Below are 21,580 nucleotides of genomic sequence, written 5' to 3'. Positions count from 1 at the left end.
CCCTTAAAGTTTACTGTCATTTGGTGATTTGGCAACGTATTCGGCCGCACACCTTCCGGCGAGAAATCCTGTCGAGAAAGCTGCCTGCAGATTATAGCCACCGGTGACAGCCTGCAGGTCCAGAAGCTCGCCTGCAATGAACAATCCGGGAACGAGTCTCGATCCCATGGATCGCGGGTCAACCTCTCGCAGAGGCACTCCCCCCTGTGTGATGATCGCGGAGGCGAGAGGGTCGGCCCCTGTGCATTTCAGCTCCACTCCCTTGATTGATCGGGCGATTGCTGCAAGGGTTTTCCTGGGTAACGGTGTGCTGCCCTTCCCCTCAATGCCCCACATACGCATCAGCTCAAGCGCCATCCGCTTCGGAAGAAACCTCGAGACATTCATCAGGATTTCATTGGCATTTCCGCAAGCTTCGATGTCATGAAGCTCCTGGTCCAACGTCTTCTCGGGCCGCATGTCCAAGCACAGAACGACAGCCTGGCTCTCGGCTAGAGCAGGGGTGACGGCCAGACTCAGCGACAGGACGGCCGGACCTCCAATCCCTCGGTCCGTTATCATGACTTCCCCCTGCCTTCGAGCCAATAACCTAGGGCCAACCCACGCCTCCACGGCGACACCCTCGAGCGAGACCCCTGCAAGTTCTCTCAGCCACTTCTCGGGACAGTGCAGGGAAACCAGGCCAGGCAGCAGGCGACCCGGGTGATGACCCACGTGCTCAAGAAGCTCATATCCGTCTCCTGTCGACCCTGTACCAGGATACGATTTTCCACCTGTGGCAATGACCACGGCCCGGCAGTGCAACAACCCGCCAGACTCCAAACCGATCGTCCAACCCTCGGACCCGGCATCGATACTTCGGACCCGAGCCGAGTAGAGGATATCAACACCGTCTCGCACGAGCAGCAGCCCGAAAGCCTGGACAACGTCCTGCGCCTTGTCCGTCACAGGGAACACTCGACCACCCCGCTCCGTCTTGAGTTGCAGGCCGGCTTCGGCAAAGAAAGCGACAAGGTCATCGGAGAAAAAGGACTCGAAAGCCGGGTAGAGGAATCGGCCGGAAGGACCGAAGGCCTGGACAAACTCGTCCAGTGAACGCGCATTGGTCACGTTTGCCCTGCCCTTGCCCGTGATGGCCAGCTTCCTGCCCAGCACCCGATTCCGTTCCAGGATGAGGACTGAGCCACCGTGGCCACAGGCTTTGAGGTGCCTTGCGGCAGACAATGCCGCCAGCATCCCGGCTGCACCACCACCTATGACACAAACCTCAGCTCTTGTTTCCATCGGCAGGTAGATTATAACAGATTTGTGCGCGTCACTACTGCCACGTTGCTCAGCAATCCTCACTGTTCTTCTTGCCAACCGGGGGAAATGGAATACAATCATCGTTGCGCGCCCGTAGCTCAACTGGATAGAGTGACGGTCTACGGAACCGTAGGTTACAGGTTCGATTCCTGTCGGGCGCACCAGTCCTGACATGGCTCTCACTGATGTTGATTGCATGCTTCTTGCGCTTGATGAGGCCAGGCGTGCCCTTGATGAAGGAGAGATCCCTGTGGGATGTGTTGTTACAAGGGCTGGTGAATTGCTTGCTTCTGCACATAACACGCGAGAGAGCGCCAAGGACCCAACGGCACATGCCGAGATGCTCGCGTTGCGCTCCAGTGCCGAGCGTCTGCAAGATTGGCGTTTGGACGGATGCGTCCTGTACGTTACTCTCGAGCCGTGTCCGATGTGTGCTGGCGCAATAGCTCTTGCGAGGGTACAGCGGGTGGTTTTCTCAGCGTACGATTTCGACAATGGAGCAGTCGGCAGCAATGGCAACATGCTTACACGGCCTATCTTTGGATATGCTCCGGAGGTGGTTTCTGGTTTGTTGCGCGCTGATGCCGAAGCTGTCCTGCAGCAGTTCTTTGCACGTATCAGGTCCAAACGGAGAGGTGGCTGAGCGGTTGAAAGCGCCTGCCTCGAAAGCAGGTGACGGGGTTCCCTCGTTCGTGGGTTCAAATCCCACCCTCTCCGCCAGCATTAGACAGATGCTGGAGTTATCGTCATTTCGCACATTTCTCCGTGCTATCGAGCGGCCATGAACCCAGGATCTGCTCCCAGATACAGCATTGGTTTCACTTCGCTTCTCGATGAAGTGTCCAGCGTACCCCTCAGCGTTACGGGAATTGTTCCTCCCGGCCTTGTCGGCACCATGTACAGAATCGGCCCTGGCAGGTTCCAGATTGGGGGTCACTGTGTTGGACATTGGCTGGATGGCTTTGCCTTCCTCTCATCAGTAACTTTTGGATCACACGGCGCCACCTGCAGCAACCGCTTTCTTGCAAGTTCCTGGTATCGTCGGGCTCTGACGAAAGACGCCGTGCCGGCTGGCGGTTTCGACTCCCAGTCCATCCACCGGTGCAGTCATCTTTCCGACGACAACGCCAACATGAACATCACTCATTGGAGACACGAGCTCGAGGCTCTCGGCGATACGCCACAGAGCATCTTGATCGATCCCGCAACGCTGGCGACAATACGCACAAGGCGATGGGCACACCTGCACAGATGCTGTGCCTCCTCGCCACACCCCGTCTTCGACCAGCTCACCGGAGAGCGCTTCGACCTGTCGCTCTGCAATAGGGATCCTGCTGGATACGTCATTACAGTCACCAGTCCTGAAGGAAGAACGCGACGCCTCTGTGCTATCCCGTCTTCGCGCCTTGGATACATGCACTCCTTCAGTGTGACGCCACGATGGGTCATTCTCATCGAAGGGCCCTTCACGGCATATCCGCGCTCGCTGAGTTCATCCAGACGTCCATATCTGCGAAATTATGTCTGGGATGCGGGACAAGGAAGCAGGGTCCTGGTCGTCGACCGGAGGACCGGTGCATTGAAGGCGACACTTTCCACACGCCCACTGTTCGCACTTCACCATATCAATGCCTGGGACGACGGAGATCAGATCATCGTCGATCTTGCGGCCTACCCGGATCCGAGCATCCTCGACTCTCTGGCTTTCGACCATGGAGAGGTTCCTGCAGGCGACTTTCCCGCTCCGCTGGCGACCCGCCTCATCATCGACCTGGAGCACAAGCGAGTCCTTTGCTCACCACTGAGGTGCCCACCAGGAGAGTTCTGCACAATAGACGTCAGATTCTCAATGCGCCCACACACCATCCTGTTCGCGGCGGGGCCAACGAGAACAGGCGAGCCGATCGACCGGTTGTGCCGTTCCGACGTGACGACCGGCCGATTCATCGCCTGGTCGTCCGACAACTGTTTCCCCGGTGCTCCCATTTTTGTTCCCGCGACCACGGACGGCCCAGAAGGAGAAGGCTGGCTACTGGCTATCGTGCTCGATGTTCTGGCAAAACGTTCATTTGCCCTGATTCTGGATGCTGCAACAATGACCGAACAAGCGCGCGCATGGCTTCCCTGCGCACTACCGTTCGGACTGCATGCACTCTTTGTATCGGAGGAGGCAACAACATGACTTCATCGAAACACGTGCGGGCGTCGTCGTGCGGGGTTCCCGACGGAGGTCGCTATGAACGTCAACTATGGATGAAACAGGTCGGCCCTCGGGGACAGGGGAAGCTGGCAAAAGCGTCTGTTCTGGTCGTGGGAGCCGGAGGACTCGGCTCCCCGATCCTGCTGTGCCTCGCTGCCGCTGGAGTGGGTACGATAGGAATGGTCGACGGAGACACCGTGAGCTTGTCCAATTTGAATCGGCAGGTGCTCTATTCCACGGGAGACATCGGCCAACCCAAGGCTCTTGTCGCAAAGGAACGGTTGGTGGCTCTGAACCCGGAAATACATGTCGAGGCCTATCCCAGTCGACTGGATCCAGACAACGCCTATGCTCTTTTCAGCGCCTACGACATGGTCGTCGATGCCACAGACAACTACAGCACGCGATATCTCGTTTCCGACGCTGCTGTTCTTTTTGGCAAGCCGCTGTTTGTCGGTGCGGTAAGCAACCTCCACGGAATGGCATTCACGGTCATCCCGCGAACGACAGCCTGTTTCCGTTGCCTGTACCCAAAGTCTCCTACTGCTGCGATGGCACGCGAGGAGAGAGCTCGCGGCATTCTCGGCACCACTCCCGGCATCATCGGTTCCATCGTTGCACAGAACGTGCTCAAGTACATTGTGGGTTGTGGAGACTGGCTGGCCGGCAAGCTGCTGCTCATGGATGGAGAGGACAATCGCTTCGAGCTCGTGCCACTTGAACGTGACCATCAGTGCCGAGTGTGTGGTGACCAACCAACCATAACCGAGTTGTTCTCGATGAAAATAGATCCCCGGCAGAGTTCCTGCTGAAGACAGGAGACTCTACCAGGAAAGTGAATGCGTTGCTACTGCCGGAACGCCCTTACTGTTCCAGTCGACACGCTACTTTCGAACCTTCAAGTTCCAGGGCCTCGGCGCTGTCCTCGACCGGGCCAGTGACCACCGTTACCTCGTTTGCGAGGACTTCCCGGGCCACGTCCTGCGCCGCAGCGGTAAGTGCGGCCGTGACTGCAGCATCGGTACACGTCAAAGCAAGTCGTATACGATCCGTCACCTGATAGCCTTTGTCCTTGCGCTGTCCCTGAACAAAGTGCTCGACCTCGCGCACGTACCACTCAGCTCGCAACTCCGGTGTGACGGCAGGATCGACCGCTACGACAATGTTCGCCGCCGACGCTGCAAACAATCCACCTTTCCCTGAGACCGCGCTGATGACGTCATCCTTCGTCAGCAGGAATGCCGTTCCGTCCAGATCCAAAGAAGCTTGGCCAGTGGTCTCAAGCTCAACATAGACTCTCTCTGCATCTGTGGCCAGTGCCCTCTGGATGGCGGGGATCGATGTTCCGGCCCTCCTGCCGAGTACGGGCAGGTTAGGCCGGAGTGTGAACTCCGCAATATCCGCAACGTGACTCGCTTCGACAATAGACTTGACGTTCAGTTCATCGCGGATGATATCGGCATGCGAAATCAGCGCCTCGTGAGCCAGCCCGTCATGGACGTAAACGGTCACTGCGCCCAATGGCTGCCTGGTCTTGACGCCCGCCTGCTTCCTGGCTGACCTTCCCAGCGACACGACGTCCATGACCACCTGCATCGCGCCTGGCAGCTGTGGGTCAAACATGGATCTGTCAAATTCCGGCAGGTCGAGGAAGTGCACGGAAAGCGAGGCTTCACTGTTGTCCGACCGAACCAGGTTCTGGTAGATCTCCTCCGACATGAAGGGCGTGAACGGTGTCAGTAGTCTGGCTAGGTCGACCAGGACCCTGTAGAGCGTCTCGTACGCCGACAGTTTGTCGGTATCGTTTTCACTTCGCCAGAAACGCCGCCTGCTCAGTCGCACGTACCAGTTGCTCAACTCCTCGACAAAAGCCTGGATGCGCTTCGTCGCCGGATTGATGTCATACGCCTCCATGTCTGCACGCACGTCCCGAACGAGCACCTGGAACCGACTCAGAAGCCACCGGTCCAGCTCCGGCCGCTTGTCAAACGGCAGCTGGGCCACATTCGGATCGAAGTGATCAATATTCGCGTACAGCACGAAGAAACTGTAGACGTTACGAAGCGGGATGATGAAGTTCTTGAGAGCGTCGGCAACCACATTCGGTCCGAATCGCCTCGGGTACCAGGGCGGAGTGCTCGTGTAGAGAGACCATCGGAACGCATCCGCCCCCTGTTTGTCGAGAATAGTCCATGGGTCGATGACATTACCGAGATGCTTGCTCATCTTGTGGCCCTTCTCGTCCAGAATCAGTTCGAGCACCATGCACCGCTTGAATGCCGGTCTGTCGTTGAGGGCAGTCGAGATAGCGTGAAGCGTGTAGAACCACCCACGCGTCTGATCGATTCCTTCAGAGATGAAGTCAGCTGGATACATCTTTGCGAACTCGTCCTGGTTCTCAAATGGATAGTGCCACTGTGCATACGGCATCGAACCAGAGTCGAACCAGACGTCGATGACTTCTGGGACACGGTGCATAGTGCTACCGCATACCGGACACCGCAGTTCGATCTTGTCCACATAGGGGCGATGCAGCTCGACCTCGGGATCCGGGTTAACAGCCATCTCGTTGAGTTCAGCAATGGAACCTACCGCATGCTGGTGTCCACAGGAATCGCAGACCCAGATGGGCAATGGAGTTCCCCAGTAGCGTTCGCGGGATAGTGCCCAGTCCTTGATGTTCTCCAGCCAGTTGCCAAATCGCCCGTCCTTGATGTGGTCGGGGTACCAGGTGATCTCCTGATTGTTCGCAACCATCTGGTCCTTGAACTCCGTAGTGCGGACGAACCACGAGTCCTTGGCGTAGTAGAGAAGAGGTGTGTCGCATCGCCAGCAGAAGGGATAGTCGTGTTCGATCCTCTCCGTCTTGAACAGCTTCCCGTCGGCCTTGAGCTGACGCCGGATATCCGGGTCGCTTCCCTTGGCGTCCTTGCCGGCCCATGGTGTCACTTCAGCCGTAAACTTGCCGGCGAGGTCTACAAGCTGGACAAACGGGAGTCCTTCCTTGAGTCCAACGTTGAGATCATCTTCACCAAACGCAGGCGCCAGATGAACGATGCCTGTGCCGTCCGACGTCGTTACGTAGTCTGCGGTGACAATGCGCCAACCACGCGCCGCCTCATCAGGCTCGAGACTGGCATAGTCGTAGAGTCGCTCATATCGAACCCCCGCAAGCTCACTTCCGAGATATGTGCGCACGAGCGTCACGTGCTCCGCGTCATGGCCAAACACGGCGGCCAGCCGCGCAGACGCCAGCAGATACCGTTCACCTTCCAGTTCGACGACCGAGTACTGGACGTTCGGGTTGACTGCAAGCGCGACGTTGCTCGGCAGAGTCCATGGCGTCGTCGTCCAGACCAGCGCCTTGACACCCTTCAGTCCCTCTGACGCCAGCGTGAACTTGACGAAAACTGTCTCCTCGGTGACCTTCTTGTAGCCTTGCGCGACCTCGTGCATCGAGAGAGCCGTCCCACAGCGCGGACAGTAGGGCACGACCTTGTGTCCCTGGTACAGCAACCCCTTGTCGTAGAAGGTTTTCAGGATATGCCACACCGATTCGATGTAGTCGTTGGTATAGGTCGCGTACGCATGTTCGGTATCCAGCCAGAAACCGATGCGGCTGGTCATCTTCTCCCACTCTGCTTTATACGTGAAAACGCTGCTCTTGCACTCCCGCACGAACGCTTCGACCCCATATTCCTCGATCTGCTGCTTGCCACTGATGTGAAGCCGTTTCTCGACCTCGATCTCTACCGGCAGTCCCTGACAGTCCCAACCACCCTTGCGAGGAACGTAGTAACCCGTACCTGCCTTGTATCTCAGGACCGTGTCCTTGAAAACCCGGGCCAGGCCATGATGCACGCCAGGTCTCCCATTAGCGGTCGGTGGCCCTTCGAAAAACACGAAGCGCTCCTTGTCCTTGCTTAGTTCGAGCGACCTCTCGAAGACATGACTGGTTTCCCAGAACTGGATGGTGGCCACCTCCTGCTCGACAACCTTGTCGGCAGGCAGTACGGGTTTAAACATGAGACGTCTCCTCGTCTGAAGGTTTCACTGCGGAAATCAGCATATATACTACGTCGCCGGGTCGTGTTGTCAACCAGATGATAATCACTGGCCTCGTCTAGAACAGACTTTCGAGGCACTCCTTCACGGGAGCGAAATTCACCTTTGCGATCGATCGAAGCACGTTCTTGCCCTTGTCTGAGGCCAGGCGCCGCATGAACGCCTGGGCTTCCATCGAAGCTCCTTTGGGAAGCCGTGTAATCCCGCTGTCCCTTGCTGTCCGCTCGAGACCGTCGAGAAATGCCGCCCTGGCAAGAACGGAAGCGGCGGCTACTTCAGGATACCGTTCCGCATGAGTCTCCACCACGAAGCGAAAGCTTTGCGGAGTTTTCCAGAGCGCCATCGCCCGTCCACCGTACTTGTCAAGGATCACTGTCTGAGCCTTGCACGCAGTCGCCAATTCGAGCAGCAACCCTGCGTAGATTTCGTTGAGCAGGATATTGACGTTGCGCACGCGAGCATACTGTGCGTTGTACTCATCGGGCATAAGGATACGAACGCCCGATACGCCGACACCGCCCAATCTTCTGGCGACGGTACGCACTTCACCATCTGTCATGAGCTTGCAGTCGCGTGCTCCGACGCGCACGACCTCTCGTCTCTCTGACTCGTTGCGAACCCCAAACGCAGCAACGACAAGTGGACCGAATAGATCCCCCTTGCCGGATTCATCTCCTCCGACGATCGGGAATTTGAGACCCTTGTTCTCTGATCCGACGTGAGCCAGAATTCCTTCCGCGAGCCGAATCTGTCTGTCGCAATCGTGCCCCTGAAACAGGACCTTGCCGCTTCGATAGGCAGTCACGGCCGAACCCTCGCTCCTCGCCAGGAAGTACGTCCCCGCAGGCAACTCCGAGTCCTCGATGCCACCACCCGCGGTCAGAGCCGATCGAAGACGTTCCTGCTGTTCATGTGTCATTGTCTTCACTGTGTTCATGGATGGATTGTCTCCTCTTTCGACAGATGTGCAACACCGGTCAAACACAAGGGGGCCGGCAGTTGCCGGCCCCCTTGACGAATCAGTCGATAATCTGTTATGGAGTGACGACGGTGATTCGACCCTCGACCGTCGGGTTGATCTCGGGGTTTGCCTTGATGTAGTTGACAAGACCGTCCCGATTCCATTCGCTGGACTTGTAGACGATCTTTTCCCCCTTGAGCATGGCATATCCATCCCCCCCGAGCGCTGTGTAATCCTGAACGCAGAGCTTGTACGTGGCGTCCATGTCCATCGGCTTACCGTCCCTGGTGATGCTGACGACGCGCGAACCCTTTGGTTTGGACGGATCAAACGTGAAGCTGAATCCGGACACCTGAGCGAACGCACCGGCTTGGGCGGGATAGGCACTGACAGAATTCTCGAGGGCGGTCTTGAGCGTGGAACCCTTGATCTCGAGGACTTCTAGGAAGTTGTCGAACGGGAGCACGTCATAAATGCTGCCTACTGTGACGTCTCCGGCAGGAACGCTGACACGAATACTGCCGCCGTCCTCGAACGCTATGTCCGCACCCGTGGAGATGCGCATCCAGTCGGTGACGTAGTTGCCGAGGTTGGTTTCCTTCGTACGAACGTCCGCGCGCTCGCCGTCAAGTGCTACGAGAGCCTTGCCGACGACGACACTCAGTTTGCTCTTCAACTGGTTGTTATAGCCGTCGACGATAGCCTTGATGGCCGGGTCTTCAGGAACAGAAGTTACAGTTGGTACAAGTTCATACGAGACGTTCTGCCTGATGATCTTCCCCTGATACGTCGTGAAATCGATGACCTCCTTGCCAACGTACGCGCCGGCAGTGCCGGTCTGAGTTATCATGGTCTTGCCAACCATGACCTCTACCTTCAGGACAGTATGAGAGTGACCACCAATGATCAGGTTAATGCCAGGGGCACCTGCCGCGATAGCGGGGTCCAGCGGAGCGCCGCCATTCTCGTACCCGCAGTGGCTCAGAGCAACGATGTACTGTGCTCCCTGTCCCTTCAGGTCGACAATCTGGTTCTGCGCGGTCGCTATTGGATCCGCGACACCGACACCGGTCAAACTTGACGGCGCAACGATAGTCGGAAGGTCGGACGTTATGACACCGAACAGCCCGATGTTGATCCCGGCCACATTCTTGATGACATTCGACTTCCAGCCCAGATTGACGCCGGTCACGTTGGCATTCACATAGTCGAATTTGGCCTCTGAAATCCGATCCTTCAGGACCTGCTGGCCGTAGTCCCACTCATGGTTGCCGAGTGTTGCCACGTCGTAGCCCATCGCGTTGTAGACCTCTATCACGTTCTTGCCCTGGAACATGTTCGCTATCGTGGCGCCCTGGATTGCGTCGCCAGCGTCCACGAGCAAAACATGATCCTTGCCAAATGTGCTGCGCATGCTGTTGATGATGGTAGCCTCACGAGCCGCCCCCGCTACGCTGTTCTTGTTGGCATCGATCGCTGGCACCAGGTTGCCATGGAAATCGTTGGTCTGCAGAATAACCACCGTCGGGAACCGCATCTTCACGACCATGTCTGCCAGTTCACCCCTCGTGAGCTGATGCTTCGGGGCAGTGGCCTGCTCGGCCGTGATGAATCCCTTCGATTCAGCAAACGCAACGTATGGCAGTGCCCAGTCCGAGATGATGAGGTTCATGTTGGGTTTCCTGCCGGACTTGCCACTCGTACCGCCGGTAGGGATCTCCTCAAAGTTGGCCAGGTCAAAAATCGATATCTGGTCGTATTCCTTGCCCAGCGTGACTGCGTAGTCCCGCCAAGGGATTGTCGTACTCACGTCGATATAGGTCTTGCCCTTGTTGTACCACGTGCCAAGAGCATATCCAGTGCGGTCCAGCAGCCACTTCGCGTTCTTCATCGTAAATGCCTTGAGATCGCCGCCAGTAGGATAGCCGTTGACAACCATACCAGGGACTACGGGAAGAGCTATAGCGTACATCTCCACGCCACCAAGAGACTGGCCGGAACGCATGTTGATGGTCGCTCCGTTATTCTTCTTCGTATCTGCTGCCAAGGCTTCCCATTTCCACGTGCCGTCAGTATTGCGGAACAGGTTTGGAACCTTGTCGAGAGGCTGTGCACACAGATCATACTTGGAAGCATCATTTCCGTATCCACTTGCTCTCATGAGTGCAGTGACTGCCTGTTCAGTCGTGGCTGGAGCATCGGGCGCGAACGTCCTGGCAGATGTACCGTTCATCAGTTTGCGAGCCTGAACCGTCCCGATCGCTCGAGCATACCAGCCGTTACTGGCTACGTCGACGAACGAACTCGCATGATTGCGACTGTCCATCGCGGTGTAGGAGCCGGTAATAATCGCGGCGAGATCCCCTCGAGTCGCTGTGGAATCAGGGACAAACGCCCCTGTGGGGAATTCGCTGAGCGCGCTCTGTCTGTTGAGTGTATCGATAGCTGCACGATACTGTGAGTTGAGATAGTCCGGCACGAGGCTCCAGTTGTTGTCGACTGTTGCATCGATCTTCCCAGTATCTTTAACATACTGGATCATCAGGTTGCGAATCTCGTCACTGGACTGGTAGACAATCGGTGAGCCCTTGAACCCAAGGAATCCGCCACCGCCAGCCCGGTAGTTGTTGAGAGCCAGCGTATACGTTGCAGTCATATCCATGGGCTTGCCATGATAGATCAAGCCGCTGATGCGTTGACCCGCCGGTTTCGTGGTATCGATAACGTAGTCGGCTCCCTGCAGCATGTCATAGTTGTAGCCCACCACGCTGGAGTTGACCAGAGTAGTGGCTGTCTTGTTATACGTGTACGTGTTGAAGTACTTCGCAGACCACTCAAGTTCATCCTTGATCTGCTGTCCGGTCACTGTGATGGCAAACAGCGTATTCTCGTAGATGTAGAGTGAATACATATCGCGGACCGTCAGTGGGCCCTTCTTGAAACTGGGGGCGGGATCAGGCAGCATGGCTGCGAGCGAGAGATCGGTGTTCGCGTACTTCATCTGGACCTTCTGAATCAGGTCCATGATGGCACTGTCCCCAGTCCGAGACGTGGCACCGGGGAAATCCCCCGTCGCTTCGCCAATCGGCTGCTTCATATAGCTGACCGCTGTCTCATGCTGAGTCTTGGTCGCGTCCAGAATGGCCTGATCAGCCACAGTGTCGGCAGTCACAGGGAGATTGGTTCCGGTTTTCGTGGCAACCTTCCACCCAGTGGCAGTCTGCTCCATGGTAATGTCTGCCTTGCAGATCTCGACGCCTGCGTTCTTTGGCTGCATGACAAGAACACCGTTGAGCGTCTTGCCCGGGATAGACAGGTGGGTATGTCCGGTCAACATGACGTCGATGCCAGGGACCGCCGTCGCAATGGCATAGGCCTGGTTCTCAATTGAAGTACCGAGATCCTTGCCGGTGTCGATGTCCTTCTCAAACCCCTCGTGTGCCAAGAGCACGACCAAGTCGACCTTCTCGGTGTCCTTGAGAATCTTGACCCACTTCTGGGCCTCTTCGACCGTATCCTTGAAGACCAGGCCCTTGATATTCGCAGGCACTTCCCAGTTCGGGATGTTCTTGGTCGTCAGCCCCAGAATGCCGACCTTGACACCGGCAACTGTCTTGACGATGTACGGCGTGAAGTAGTTCGTGCCATCTTCCTTGTAAATATTGGCCGAAAGCCATGGAAACTTGGACTCGGACCGGGCCTTGTCGACGATGGAGAGTCCATAATTGAATTCATGGTTACCAAGTGTCATCGCATCGTACCCCATGATGTTCATGGCTGCGATCACCGGGTTTGGCCCAGTCGTGTCGACCTTGTTGAAATAGTATGTCAGCGGTGTACCCTGCTGATTGTCGCCGTTATCCAGGAGAAGAGTATTCGGGTTGTCAGCCCTGACACCCTTGACCAGCGTCGACAGTTTCGCGAACCCGCCGTTCGCGGGCGCGTCCTTGAAGTAATCATACGGGTAGATGACCCCATGAACGTCACTTGTCTCGAGCAAGGTTATCTTCACGGTCGTGGCAGCCATGGCTACCTTGAACGGGAAGCTCGCGAACACCAGACCCAGTATGAGAATCACACTGAGCAGAACTGACAGGCGCTTCTTCATTCCATTCCTCCCGACTTGCAGAATAGACCCGTGACTTGTTAATATTGTAGTCTCGAGGCAGGAGAATACAATTTATGAGCCACGGTTGAAAGAGATCGGCCGCGACGGAAAGGAGCGACCGTGGAACTCTCACTCTTGCATATGTCAACGGCTCAGCAGGCTCATGATCTTCTGAATGGTCTGGAATGCTACTCTTTGGGAGCCGATATCATGGCAGCCAAAGCGGTATTCCTTGTGATACGAGTGAATGGTCTACTCCCACAGGCTGCCAACATCCTGAAACAGGAGATGCTGGCCAAGGGAGGTGAGGTTGCCGTTCCATCGGGGGCTCTGCGCATGGAAGCAGGACGTGTGGACTGCATCGTGATGGGAACACTTGCCCAGTACACTCGACTAGTCGACATCCTGAAACAGCAACCGTTCGAGCTGTCAGAACTTGCAAAGCGGTTGCAGCTGTTTGCAGGACTTGCAGCCGCCCGTCCTGCCAGGAGCTGGTTTGGCACAGGTGCCGATGTAGCCATCGGAGGCCTGGTCGACTGCGACTTCCGACCGCCGGGAGTCCACGATTACGTGGCCAACGCCGTTGCTCTCGCGTGGAATCTCCTCGAGGAGCGATCGGACTTTCTTGTGGTCACAGGCTCCAACAACTCCATGGTACAGGGCGTGGCTCAAAAACTTGTCGGTACTGCTGGGTGCCCCATCGCAGCATGGGTCCCGAACAGTCAGCCCATCACTCTGGCGCCTCCAATGCCTGTCATTGTTCAACAAGGCTACGCGCTGTCCGGCACCGATGGACCAGTCCTGGCTCTGTGCACCGACGAAGGGGCAGCAGACCTCATTGAGGAACTCGTGTCAGGTGGTGTTGGCACTGAAAGGCTTTTCGTAACGGTCGTGCTTCACCACGGCCCTTCCGACACAATCTCTGGAGCCCTGGTTCCGGTCGGTCTTCCTCGGCTGGATGCCGTCCTTGTGCGACAACAGGACATCGCTATGCTTTCCGTGAGTACGAGAGCATGCGTGCTGACCCGTCTCGTCGACCGTGGAGCACGCATCTTCATCACGGATGCGCCGCGTCACGTCGGTGAACTCCTGGACACCATCCGCGAGGATCCATGGAACTCGTCACCTATTCGAACATAGCGTCGACGCAGGACGCTGCACGCCAGATCGCACTTGATGGTCATTTGCTGCCATTCGCCATCATTGCCGAAACACAGTCGGCGGGACGAGGGCGACGTGGCAAGAGCTGGGATTCGCCACAAGGAGGCTTGTGGCTTACGCTGGCCCTGGCCGTACCGTCGCCTGAGACAGTTCGTCAGGCTGCAATGGTGGCAGCACACGCCGTGGCAAGCGTCGTGTTGACTGAGACCGGCGTTCGCGCACTCGTCAAATGGCCTAATGACCTGCTTGTCAAACGTCGCAAGGTCTGCGGTATCCTTGCTGAAACGCTCGTTCAGTCCGGAATGGCAACTCTGCTGATAGGTATCGGTCTTAACGTCAACAACGTCGTAACCCCGGATCAGTTGCTGCGTGTGACTTCGCTGAGAGGAGAACTGGGGTGCACCATCGACGTACAGCACCTCTGTGCAAGTATCCTGAACATGGTGGAACTGGACATAAGTTCGCTCATTCTGCGTGGCTTTGATACCTTCAGTTCATGGATGGACGCCAATCTCGCCCTGCGGGACGAACTCGTCACGGTGGAATTCAACGATCAGCGCGAGTCGGGCCGGGTGACCGGGCTGTCAAGAACCGGCGCCCTCCTCCTCAAGAACCCTGACGGGTCGCTCACGGAGGTGGACGCCGGAAGCGTCTACGACTGGTAGGCAGTTCTCGCCGACTCAGTGCTTGTCGCTGTTCAACCGGGCCGCCTTCAGGACATTGTCAAACAGCATAAGAGTCGTCAGTACACCGACTCCACCAGGCACCGGTGTTATCAGCGATGCCTTCGGGCGAACGCCCTCGAAATCGACATCACCCACAATTTTCCCATTGACGTCATTGATGCCTACGTCGATGACGACAGCGCCTTCCTTGACATAGTCAGCCGTAATCGCCCTGGGTCTCCCCATCGAGACGACCAGGATATCTGCTTCACGCGTGTACTTGGCAAGGTCGACGGTCTTGGAGTGACACACCGTGACAGTAGCGTCACGCTGCAGCAGCAGGGAGGCGACTGGCTTTCCCACAATGTTGCTGCGACCGACGACGACTGCGCTCTTGCCCTGGATGCGAACGCCATAGTTCTCCAAGAGGGAAATGATCGATCTTGCGGTGGCCGGGACAAAACGAGGCTTACCAATCATTAACTGCCCCATGTTGAAGGGGTGGAAAGCATCAACGTCCTTGTCGGGACTGATGCCGTGCAAGATCGAATCCACATCATATTCTTTTGGCAAGGGAAGCCCAACCAGGATGCCGTCGACGTCCTTCGATTCGTTCAACCTGTGGATGAGATCAAGCACCTCGGCAGCTCCGATTGACTCATCGATCTTTCGGAGCTCAACATAGAACCCAAGTTCCACGCCCTTGTGCGACATATTTTTGAAGTAGACCATTGTCGACGGGCTGTTCCCAACAACAATCACGCTGAGCGAAGGGTTGTGTCCCTCTGACTTCAGGCGCTCGACCTCCTTGACGATTTCAGCCTCGATCTTACGAGTAAACAATGATGCTTCCATGATTGATCCCATATTCATCTCCTTTTCGAGCAGTGTAGTTGGAACGCTAATGCAATCAATGACCTGCCGTTTGCCCGCCGGCAACGCTCATTCTGTCACCAGAAGAGGTTTCAGCTGATCCAGAGTCATGCGTGTGTCAACCTTTCCCTGAATGACTCTTCCTGCACCGCCCGATTTGGCACCGAAGGTCTCCTTCATCCGTGCACTGAAAGTTGCCAGCAGTGCCTCACCGCCGGTCGGCACCGAGCAGACGAACTGCCCATCAGTGCCGCCGCCGGGGTAGACGAGAATGCATAGTGGACCCGAAGCCGAAGTCAACTTGGCTGTCACCATGCGGGCGAGCTCGGTGGGGACCCCATCGAGAACCATCACGGCAACACCATGTGAGGCGATCTCGTCCAGAGCCTGGTGAGCAAGCTCATCCGCAGCCATCGCCAGCAGACCCTTGACCTGCCTGGCTGCGTCATGGTCGCGCTGCTGCAACCTCGCAATCGAAGCCGAGATATCGCCAAGCCCACATGTCAGCTGCTGTTCGATTTCCCGAAGCACAGCGTCGTTTTGCCTGTAATATGCCGTCGCTGTCCGCCCTGCAACAAAGTAGAGACGAGTATTGCCACGCACTTTGTCACTTCGTATGATGGCAAACGCACCGATCTCGCCGGTCGACGCAACGTGGGTCCCGCCACACGGATTGGTGTCCAGATCCCCAATCCGGACAAGGCGGAGCGGTCCACCTGCAAGTTCGGGTACCTTGCGCACATCGTACGCAGCGATGTCCGCCACGTCCACGAACAACGTCTCGACCGGTAGACACCGCCAGATGGCTCGTTCTACGGCGTCTTCGATCTCTGTCAGGACACTGCCGCTGACCGCTGTGGCCTCGACCTCTATACTGGCTTCCTCTTCGGTCATGTGAAAGGACAGCGTCCGAATGCCCCTGTCATCCAGCAACCTGCTTAGAATGTGCTGAGCCGAATGCAGCTGCGTGTGACGGCCCCGTCTCTCGGCGTCGACAACGCAGAGCAGATGCAGACCGACGTCAGCAGAGGATCCCAGAGGTAGTACAACATATGGACCGGCTTCATCCTGTTGAGCGTCAAGGATGGTTATGTCACCGACTGTTCCTCCGTCAGCGAGTTGCCCACCGCACTCCGGATAAAAGTATGTTTTCTCGAACCGGACGACAAGGCCGCGCTCCGTCTCCACGGTTGCAGTCACGATTCCATCGAATTGGAGCTTGCTGCCTTCCTCCCAGTACCCTTTCTGCATGTCGGACTCCCCTGTACCTATTCCGGCTTTTTCGCACGAAGCGATTTCAAATACCCGATGATCACATGTTCGTACCCCGCTCCAGTGGGTAGATAGATGGCTCGGTCATGCACCTCATCAGGGAAGTACTCCTGAGCCACCCAGTTGCCAGGAAAACTGTGCGGATACTTGTACATTGCTTGCCCGGTGCGGCTGTTCTTGAGCTGAATCGGCGTATCAACGTTCTTCGTCTGTTGCGCAAGTTCCCGTGCACGGCGCATGGCACCCAGTACCGAATTGTTCTTGCGGCTTCCCGCAAGATAAATGACGGCTTCTGTCAGGTTGAGCATCGCTTCCGGCAACCCCACCGCATGCACTGCATCGTACGCTGCTGTCGCCATTACAACAGCAAAGGGATTCGCCAGGCCGATATCCTCTGCCGCGAAGATGATCATGCGCCGAGCCACGAAGAGAGGGTCGTCTCCTGCGTCAATCATGCGCGCCATGTAGTACAGCGCAGCGTCCGGATCAGATCCGCGCATCGACTTGATGAATGCCGAGGCAAGGTCATAGTGCTCCTGCTCGAAGTTCTTGGCTACTGGAACCTCCTTAAGAAGCTCGGTCAGGTCTACTCCCTCTACAAGGCTTCCTGACTGGTATAGCCATACCAGAGCATTGATAGCGACGCGCGCGTCCCCGGAACTGAAGGCCGCAATGCGATTCAACACGGTCCCACCCACCTGAATCCCCGCTTTCTCACATCCCTGAGCGAGAATATGGGCGATCTCGGGCGTGGTCAGGGGCGCAAATCGCAACATGAAGATCCTCGAGCGCAAGGCAGGCGACAATGCAGCGTAGGGGCTCTCCGTTGTCAGGCCGACAAATGTCATCAGCCGGTTTTCCAGCATGGGCAGAAGGAAGTCCTGCTGAACCCGGTTGAATCGGTGAACTTCGTCTACGACCAGGAGGAAAGGATGCCCCGCGTGGCGAGCTACAATCTGACGTAACTCAGGCACGCCCGCCGAGACAGCGGACACGTACTCCAACTCCTCGCTCAACTGTGCCGCCAGCAGCCGCGCAAACGTCGTCTTCCCACACCCCGGAGGTCCCCATATGATCGCGCTGAACGGCACGTGGTCACCAATGAACTTTCGAAGCGGCGTGCCAGACCCTGCAACCGAAGTCTGACCCACAAACTCGTCCAGACTCGACGGTTCAAATCCCTGAAATATGCGTTGCGTATCTTCCATGATTGAGGTTATAGCACCGCAGAGCGGTCAACGCAACGCGAAGGTTTGAATCTGCACCATATACGTCCGTAACAGATTCGTCGATTGAACACGTTGACGTCTCTGAGCTTCAATGTCGCAAAGATGGTTGTGCTATCGTTCACAATTGCCAAACCCCGAACTCCAATGCGAGCGCGTAAGTATCTCCTCCTTTGTTCCCTTCTCATCCAATAGCGTATTGCAGCATCAGGAATCGAGACAAAATGGACTGGCACATCCAGCATTTAGCACTATAATCCTGATGCGGAACGCTCACAAACCAACAAAGGAGAAATCGATGCATCCCATAGCTTTTGTCATTGGAGGCCTCACTATCCGCTGGTATGGTATCATGATCGCTGTCTCGATCGCCATAAGTATCACCGTCATATACATCGAGTCACGACACCAGGGCCTCAACACCGATGACGTCTTGGACATGGCCATCGTCGCAGTTATCGGCGGCATTTTGGGGGCTCGTATCGGCTGGATCATGACGTCTCCGACTATCCTATGGTATTTCGCTCACCCCCTCCACATTCTTGCGATCTGGGAAGGAGGCCTCTCCTATTTTGGAGGCATCCTTGGCGGTGTCGTCTCTGCCAACTGGCTGATTCGGCGTCGCCGGATGAGATTCTGGCAGATGGCTGACATCGTGGCGCCCCTGCTTGCCCTGTCCTTCGGTATTGGCAAGATCGGTTGCTGGCTCAATGGCTGCTGCAACGGAACAGCCACGACATCGTGGCTAGGCGTCATCTTCACCAACCCCGTGTCCGAGTCCGATATTCTCAATCAGAAGGTCTGGCCGGCTCAGCTGTTCAACTCCGCTTCCGGCTTTCTCGTGTTTGCCATTCTGTTCTGGGTCGTCCGAAAACACAAACACTATGATGGCCAAGTCTTCATCTGGTATCTGTACCTCTATGGCGCCACGAGTTTCGTCGTAGAATTCTTCCGCTACATTCCCGTCCACATGCTCGGCTTGACCCCTAACCAGTGGACGGACATCACGATCATCATATTGGGGATCATCGCCTCAGTGATTCTCAGGCGCCGCCCGGTCCGTTCCACGTTCCCTGAAGAATCTGAGACACTCCCTGAGACGACGCAGAATAGCGAGGAGTCTGACGGTTGACACGACTCTCCACAATGCATTGCTTTTCAACGCTAACAAAGTGGGTACACTATAGCTATGACTAAGACACAATCGCAACACACCGAACACACATCACGACATCACGACATCATCCGCATTACTCCCCTTGGAGGTCTCGGGGAGATTGGCAAGAATATGACCGTCTATGAGGTCAATGACGACGCAGTAATTGTTGACGCGGGGTTCAAGTTCCCCGAATACGACATGCAGGGGATCGACTACGTCATTCCCAACATGGACTACCTCGACCAGATCAAGGACAAGATCCGCGGAATCCTTATCACTCATTCGCATATGGATCACATCGGAGCACTCGGCTACACGCTGGAGCATGTCCGCGCACCCATCTATGCCAGCAAGTTCGCCCTCGGAATCATCGATGACGTCATCCCTGGCCGGATGAAGCCCTACGAAACCAGGGCAGTGCAGGCAGGCGACCGCATCAGGATAGGCAACATGGATGTCGAGTTCGTTCGCGTCACCCATTCGGTGCCCGAGAGCATGGCCGTTGCTATCCGCACGACTGAGGGAATCATCCTTCACACGGGCGACTACAAGATCGATCAGACTCCAGTCGACGACAAGCCCATCGACCTTCAGAAGTTCAGCGCTCTTGGGCGCGAGGGGATACTCCTGCTTCTGTCTGACTCGACGAACGCCGAGGAGTCGGGCTTCGCGGGTTCAGAACGCGACCTGCGGTCGACATTCGACACCATTGTCCACGAATCCAAAGGCCGTATCATCTTCAGTACGTTCTCCAGCAACATCCACCGGATTCAACAAATCATGGATGCTGTAGCTCCTCAGGGTCGCAAGATCTTCGTGGACGGTCGGAGCATCATCAGCTCCGTCAAGGTAGCCCGCAAGGTCAAGATCATGGAGATGCCGGAAAACGTGTTCATCCAGCAAGATGAGATGGGAAACGTCCCCAAGGACAAGCTGCTTATTGTCACGACCGGAACTCAGGGCGAGCCCATGAGCGGTCTGTCACGTCTTGCTCGTGGCGAACACGACTTTGTGAAGATCACAAAAGGCGACACCGTGGTCTTGTCTGCCGATCCTATCCCCGGTAATGAGGAGATGGTGGCTCGGACGGTCGACAACCTGTTCCGCCGAGGCGCCAATGTGTTCTACCGCCGCGAGGACAAGGTTCACGTGTCCGGCCATGGCGCCCAAGGTGACCTCAAGCTGATGCTCTCACTGACGCGTCCCAAGTTCTTCGTGCCTGTTCACGGGGAGTATCGGCATCTTCTCTGGAACAAGCGCCTCGCCGAGAGCGTCGGCATTCCCGGCTCACATGTGTTCATCCTCGAAAACGGCCAGTGTTTCACTGTTGACAGCGAACACCTGACCGCCCTCAAGCGCATACCCGCCGAAGGGCTGCTGATCGACGGTCTCGCCTTGGGGTTGCCCGATAGTCCTATCCTCACCGACCGCGCGCGCCTGTCCAAGGACGGCATTCTCGTCTCAGTCGTGAGCATCGACCGCATGACAGGAAAGATCCTTGCCGGTCCGGAACTCGTGACGAAGGGTGTTGTGACCGACGACGACCAGATCCTGACCGACCTGACTCGCGAGATGAAGACCTACCTCGTAACCCATCGCAGCAAGGATGCAGGCACCACGCCTGATTTGCAGCTTGACTTACGCAAATTCCTGGCTAAATATATATACGACAAGACGCGCCGGCGGCCTATCGTCATCCCGGTCATTCTGGAGCGCTAGTCTCAAACCCTTCAGGCGGGGGTGGCGAAATGGCAGACGCGCTAGGTTCAGGTCCTAGTGATCGCAAGGTCGTGAGGGTTCAACTCCCTCTCCCCGCACCACTTGGCGAGAAGATACACTGATTCTTATGATGTTGGAGCACTGTCTTGACATTATGGGCCCCGAGAGGGGCCCTTGTGATTATCCGTCTGCTCCGGCCTCGTTGCCATCAGGCCAGTGCTGTCTATAATGGGAGTTACTATGAAAGATTACCGTCGCTCACGTTTCTTTTGCATTGCAGCCCTTGCCGTGGCTCTTGTCGTTGTGGCCATACCGTCAGCCCGAGGCGCCACGGCCACTGAGGTTCTCGTCGACAAATCATTCCACATCACGGTCCTGAGAACCGCATCTGGCACTCTCGTATTTCCGGACGCGACCGGAACCACTGGCGACAGTGCCACTCCTGTCGGCACATACAAGGTGACTGAGAAGCAAGCCAACCCGAGCTGGCACTGGGAAGGCAAGGTATACGCCCCTTACCTTCAAGATAAGGCAAATGGTCTGGGGGTTCGCTGGATCGGCATTTCGCTCCCATCGTACGGGTTGCACGGAACGGACGAGCCATTTAGCATCGGCAAGGACGTATCGCATGGGTGCGTACGCCACCAGAATGCCGACGTGACGAAAGCCTTCCCAATGATCCCGACAGGAACGCCGGTCAGTATCATTGAGACTCCAGTTCCTCAGCAGACCGAGGGCATGGTCACCGACTTCCTGGAGCTATACGATCTTCTCGCAGTCATGGGAGGCTCCCACTAGGAGCTGAAATCTTCGACGCCGACGAAGGAGGTGGGAGGCCGTGCGCTCGACAAGTAGCGGGTCTCCAT

At 56.6% G+C, this 21,580-nt stretch carries 15 protein-coding genes and 3 tRNA genes; 11 read left to right on the top strand and 7 right to left on the bottom strand.

Annotated elements, in window-relative coordinates; genetic code table 11:
• Positions 1 to 3 precede the first annotated feature (3 nt).
• Positions 4 to 1,347 carry an NAD(P)/FAD-dependent oxidoreductase gene (locus SMC3_RS02895; RefSeq protein WP_207799644.1) on the bottom strand — a complete coding sequence of 448 codons (1,344 nt, stop codon included), beginning with the start codon at positions 1,345 to 1,347 and terminating at the stop codon, positions 4 to 6.
• 45 nt (positions 1,348 to 1,392) lie between these two features.
• Here SMC3_RS02895 and SMC3_RS02890 point away from each other — a divergent pair.
• From SMC3_RS02890 to SMC3_RS02870, 5 genes are all read left to right on the top strand, one after another.
• A tRNA-Arg gene (locus tag SMC3_RS02890) sits at positions 1,393 to 1,469 on the top strand.
• A gap of 8 nt (positions 1,470 to 1,477) precedes the next feature.
• On the top strand, positions 1,478 to 1,948 hold the full coding sequence (locus SMC3_RS02885) for a nucleoside deaminase (protein ID WP_243622479.1): 471 nt from the start codon (positions 1,478 to 1,480) through the stop codon (positions 1,946 to 1,948).
• Positions 1,935 to 2,025 (top strand) — tRNA-Ser (locus SMC3_RS02880). Before SMC3_RS02885 ends, SMC3_RS02880 begins: the two co-directional genes overlap by 14 nt.
• 61 nt (positions 2,026 to 2,086) lie before the next feature.
• Positions 2,087 to 3,487 carry a carotenoid oxygenase family protein gene (locus SMC3_RS02875; RefSeq protein ID WP_119089800.1) on the top strand — a complete coding sequence of 467 codons (1,401 nt, stop codon included), beginning with the start codon at positions 2,087 to 2,089 and terminating at the stop codon, positions 3,485 to 3,487.
• Positions 3,484 to 4,317, top strand: coding sequence for a HesA/MoeB/ThiF family protein (locus tag SMC3_RS02870; protein WP_119089799.1), 834 nt, complete (start codon positions 3,484 to 3,486; stop codon positions 4,315 to 4,317). The genes SMC3_RS02875 and SMC3_RS02870 overlap by 4 nt, the downstream gene beginning before the upstream one ends.
• Before the next feature lie 52 nt (positions 4,318 to 4,369).
• Here the strand turns inward: SMC3_RS02870 and ileS are convergent, their stop codons facing one another.
• From ileS to SMC3_RS02855, 3 genes are all read right to left on the bottom strand, one after another.
• Positions 4,370 to 7,531 carry an isoleucine--tRNA ligase gene (gene ileS / locus SMC3_RS02865; protein WP_119089798.1) on the bottom strand — a complete coding sequence of 1,054 codons (3,162 nt, stop codon included), beginning with the start codon at positions 7,529 to 7,531 and terminating at the stop codon, positions 4,370 to 4,372.
• A gap of 97 nt (positions 7,532 to 7,628) precedes the next feature.
• Positions 7,629 to 8,507: a DUF3378 domain-containing protein gene (locus SMC3_RS02860; protein ID WP_165846528.1), complete on the bottom strand. Its 879-nt coding sequence runs from the start codon at positions 8,505 to 8,507 to the stop codon at positions 7,629 to 7,631.
• A 97-nt stretch (positions 8,508 to 8,604) separates the two neighbouring features.
• Positions 8,605 to 12,639 carry a 5'-nucleotidase C-terminal domain-containing protein gene (locus tag SMC3_RS02855; RefSeq protein ID WP_119089796.1) on the bottom strand — a complete coding sequence of 1,345 codons (4,035 nt, stop codon included), beginning with the start codon at positions 12,637 to 12,639 and terminating at the stop codon, positions 8,605 to 8,607.
• A 120-nt stretch (positions 12,640 to 12,759) separates the two neighbouring features.
• Between SMC3_RS02855 and SMC3_RS02850 the strand changes: the two genes are divergently transcribed.
• Positions 12,760 to 13,779: a hypothetical protein gene (locus tag SMC3_RS02850; RefSeq protein WP_119087257.1), complete on the top strand. Its 1,020-nt coding sequence runs from the start codon at positions 12,760 to 12,762 to the stop codon at positions 13,777 to 13,779.
• Positions 13,752 to 14,465 (top strand): biotin--[acetyl-CoA-carboxylase] ligase, encoded by a 714-nt coding sequence (locus SMC3_RS02845; RefSeq protein WP_119087256.1) that lies wholly within the window; start codon positions 13,752 to 13,754, stop codon positions 14,463 to 14,465. Before SMC3_RS02850 ends, SMC3_RS02845 begins: the two co-directional genes overlap by 28 nt.
• 15 nt (positions 14,466 to 14,480) lie before the next feature.
• On the opposite strand, the gene SMC3_RS02840 is transcribed toward SMC3_RS02845, so the two are convergent.
• The 3 genes from SMC3_RS02840 to SMC3_RS02830 form a co-directional block, all read right to left on the bottom strand.
• Positions 14,481 to 15,332: a bifunctional 5,10-methylenetetrahydrofolate dehydrogenase/5,10-methenyltetrahydrofolate cyclohydrolase gene (locus tag SMC3_RS02840; RefSeq protein WP_119087255.1), complete on the bottom strand. Its 852-nt coding sequence runs from the start codon at positions 15,330 to 15,332 to the stop codon at positions 14,481 to 14,483.
• Between the two features lie 75 nt (positions 15,333 to 15,407).
• The gene (locus SMC3_RS02835) at positions 15,408 to 16,589 is read right to left on the bottom strand and encodes a hypothetical protein (protein ID WP_119087254.1); all 1,182 of its coding nucleotides are present in this window, start codon (positions 16,587 to 16,589) and stop codon (positions 15,408 to 15,410) included.
• A gap of 17 nt (positions 16,590 to 16,606) precedes the next feature.
• Positions 16,607 to 17,818, bottom strand: coding sequence for a replication-associated recombination protein A (locus SMC3_RS02830; RefSeq protein WP_119087253.1), 1,212 nt, complete (start codon positions 17,816 to 17,818; stop codon positions 16,607 to 16,609).
• 316 nt (positions 17,819 to 18,134) lie between these two features.
• On the opposite strand from SMC3_RS02830, the gene lgt reads away from it, so the two are divergent.
• The 4 genes from lgt to SMC3_RS02810 all read left to right on the top strand — a co-directional run bounded on the left by lgt (position 18,135) and on the right by SMC3_RS02810 (position 21,512).
• Positions 18,135 to 18,968, top strand: a complete 834-nt coding sequence (lgt, locus tag SMC3_RS02825) for a prolipoprotein diacylglyceryl transferase (protein WP_165846527.1) — start codon at positions 18,135 to 18,137, stop codon at positions 18,966 to 18,968.
• 57 nt (positions 18,969 to 19,025) lie between these two features.
• Positions 19,026 to 20,714, top strand: a complete 1,689-nt coding sequence (locus tag SMC3_RS02820; protein ID WP_119089795.1) for a ribonuclease J — start codon at positions 19,026 to 19,028, stop codon at positions 20,712 to 20,714.
• Positions 20,715 to 20,729: 15 nt separating this feature from the next.
• Positions 20,730 to 20,815 (top strand) — tRNA-Leu (locus SMC3_RS02815).
• Between the two features lie 139 nt (positions 20,816 to 20,954).
• Complete coding sequence (locus SMC3_RS02810) at positions 20,955 to 21,512, top strand: L,D-transpeptidase (RefSeq protein ID WP_165846526.1); 558 nt, start codon at positions 20,955 to 20,957, stop codon at positions 21,510 to 21,512.
• Positions 21,513 to 21,580 lie beyond the last annotated feature (68 nt).

Source organism: Candidatus Cryosericum hinesii (assembly GCF_003570985.1).
Taxonomy (GTDB): Bacteria; Caldisericota; Caldisericia; order Cryosericales; family Cryosericaceae; genus Cryosericum; species Cryosericum hinesii.
This window is presented reverse-complemented; position numbering and strand designations above follow the sequence as displayed.

What these genes read in the sequence shown, in the direction of transcription:
- SMC3_RS02830 (WP_119087253.1), bottom strand. Translation starts at nt 17,818, where the DNA reads ATGGAAGATACGCAACGCATATTTCAGGGATTTGAACCGTCGAGTCTG.
- SMC3_RS02885 (WP_243622479.1), top strand. Translation starts at nt 1,478, where the DNA reads ATGGCTCTCACTGATGTTGATTGCATGCTTCTTGCGCTTGATGAGGCC.
- SMC3_RS02875 (WP_119089800.1), top strand. Translation starts at nt 2,087, where the DNA reads ATGAACCCAGGATCTGCTCCCAGATACAGCATTGGTTTCACTTCGCTT.
- ileS (WP_119089798.1), bottom strand. Translation starts at nt 7,531, where the DNA reads ATGTTTAAACCCGTACTGCCTGCCGACAAGGTTGTCGAGCAGGAGGTG.
- SMC3_RS02840 (WP_119087255.1), bottom strand. Translation starts at nt 15,332, where the DNA reads ATGGGATCAATCATGGAAGCATCATTGTTTACTCGTAAGATCGAGGCT.
- SMC3_RS02870 (WP_119089799.1), top strand. Translation starts at nt 3,484, where the DNA reads ATGACTTCATCGAAACACGTGCGGGCGTCGTCGTGCGGGGTTCCCGAC.
- lgt (WP_165846527.1), top strand. Translation starts at nt 18,135, where the DNA reads ATGCATCCCATAGCTTTTGTCATTGGAGGCCTCACTATCCGCTGGTAT.
- SMC3_RS02860 (WP_165846528.1), bottom strand. Translation starts at nt 8,507, where the DNA reads ATGAACACAGTGAAGACAATGACACATGAACAGCAGGAACGTCTTCGA.
- SMC3_RS02855 (WP_119089796.1), bottom strand. Translation starts at nt 12,639, where the DNA reads ATGAAGAAGCGCCTGTCAGTTCTGCTCAGTGTGATTCTCATACTGGGT.
- SMC3_RS02845 (WP_119087256.1), top strand. Translation starts at nt 13,752, where the DNA reads ATGGAACTCGTCACCTATTCGAACATAGCGTCGACGCAGGACGCTGCA.
- SMC3_RS02810 (WP_165846526.1), top strand. Translation starts at nt 20,955, where the DNA reads ATGAAAGATTACCGTCGCTCACGTTTCTTTTGCATTGCAGCCCTTGCC.
- SMC3_RS02835 (WP_119087254.1), bottom strand. Translation starts at nt 16,589, where the DNA reads ATGCAGAAAGGGTACTGGGAGGAAGGCAGCAAGCTCCAATTCGATGGA.
- SMC3_RS02820 (WP_119089795.1), top strand. Translation starts at nt 19,026, where the DNA reads ATGACTAAGACACAATCGCAACACACCGAACACACATCACGACATCAC.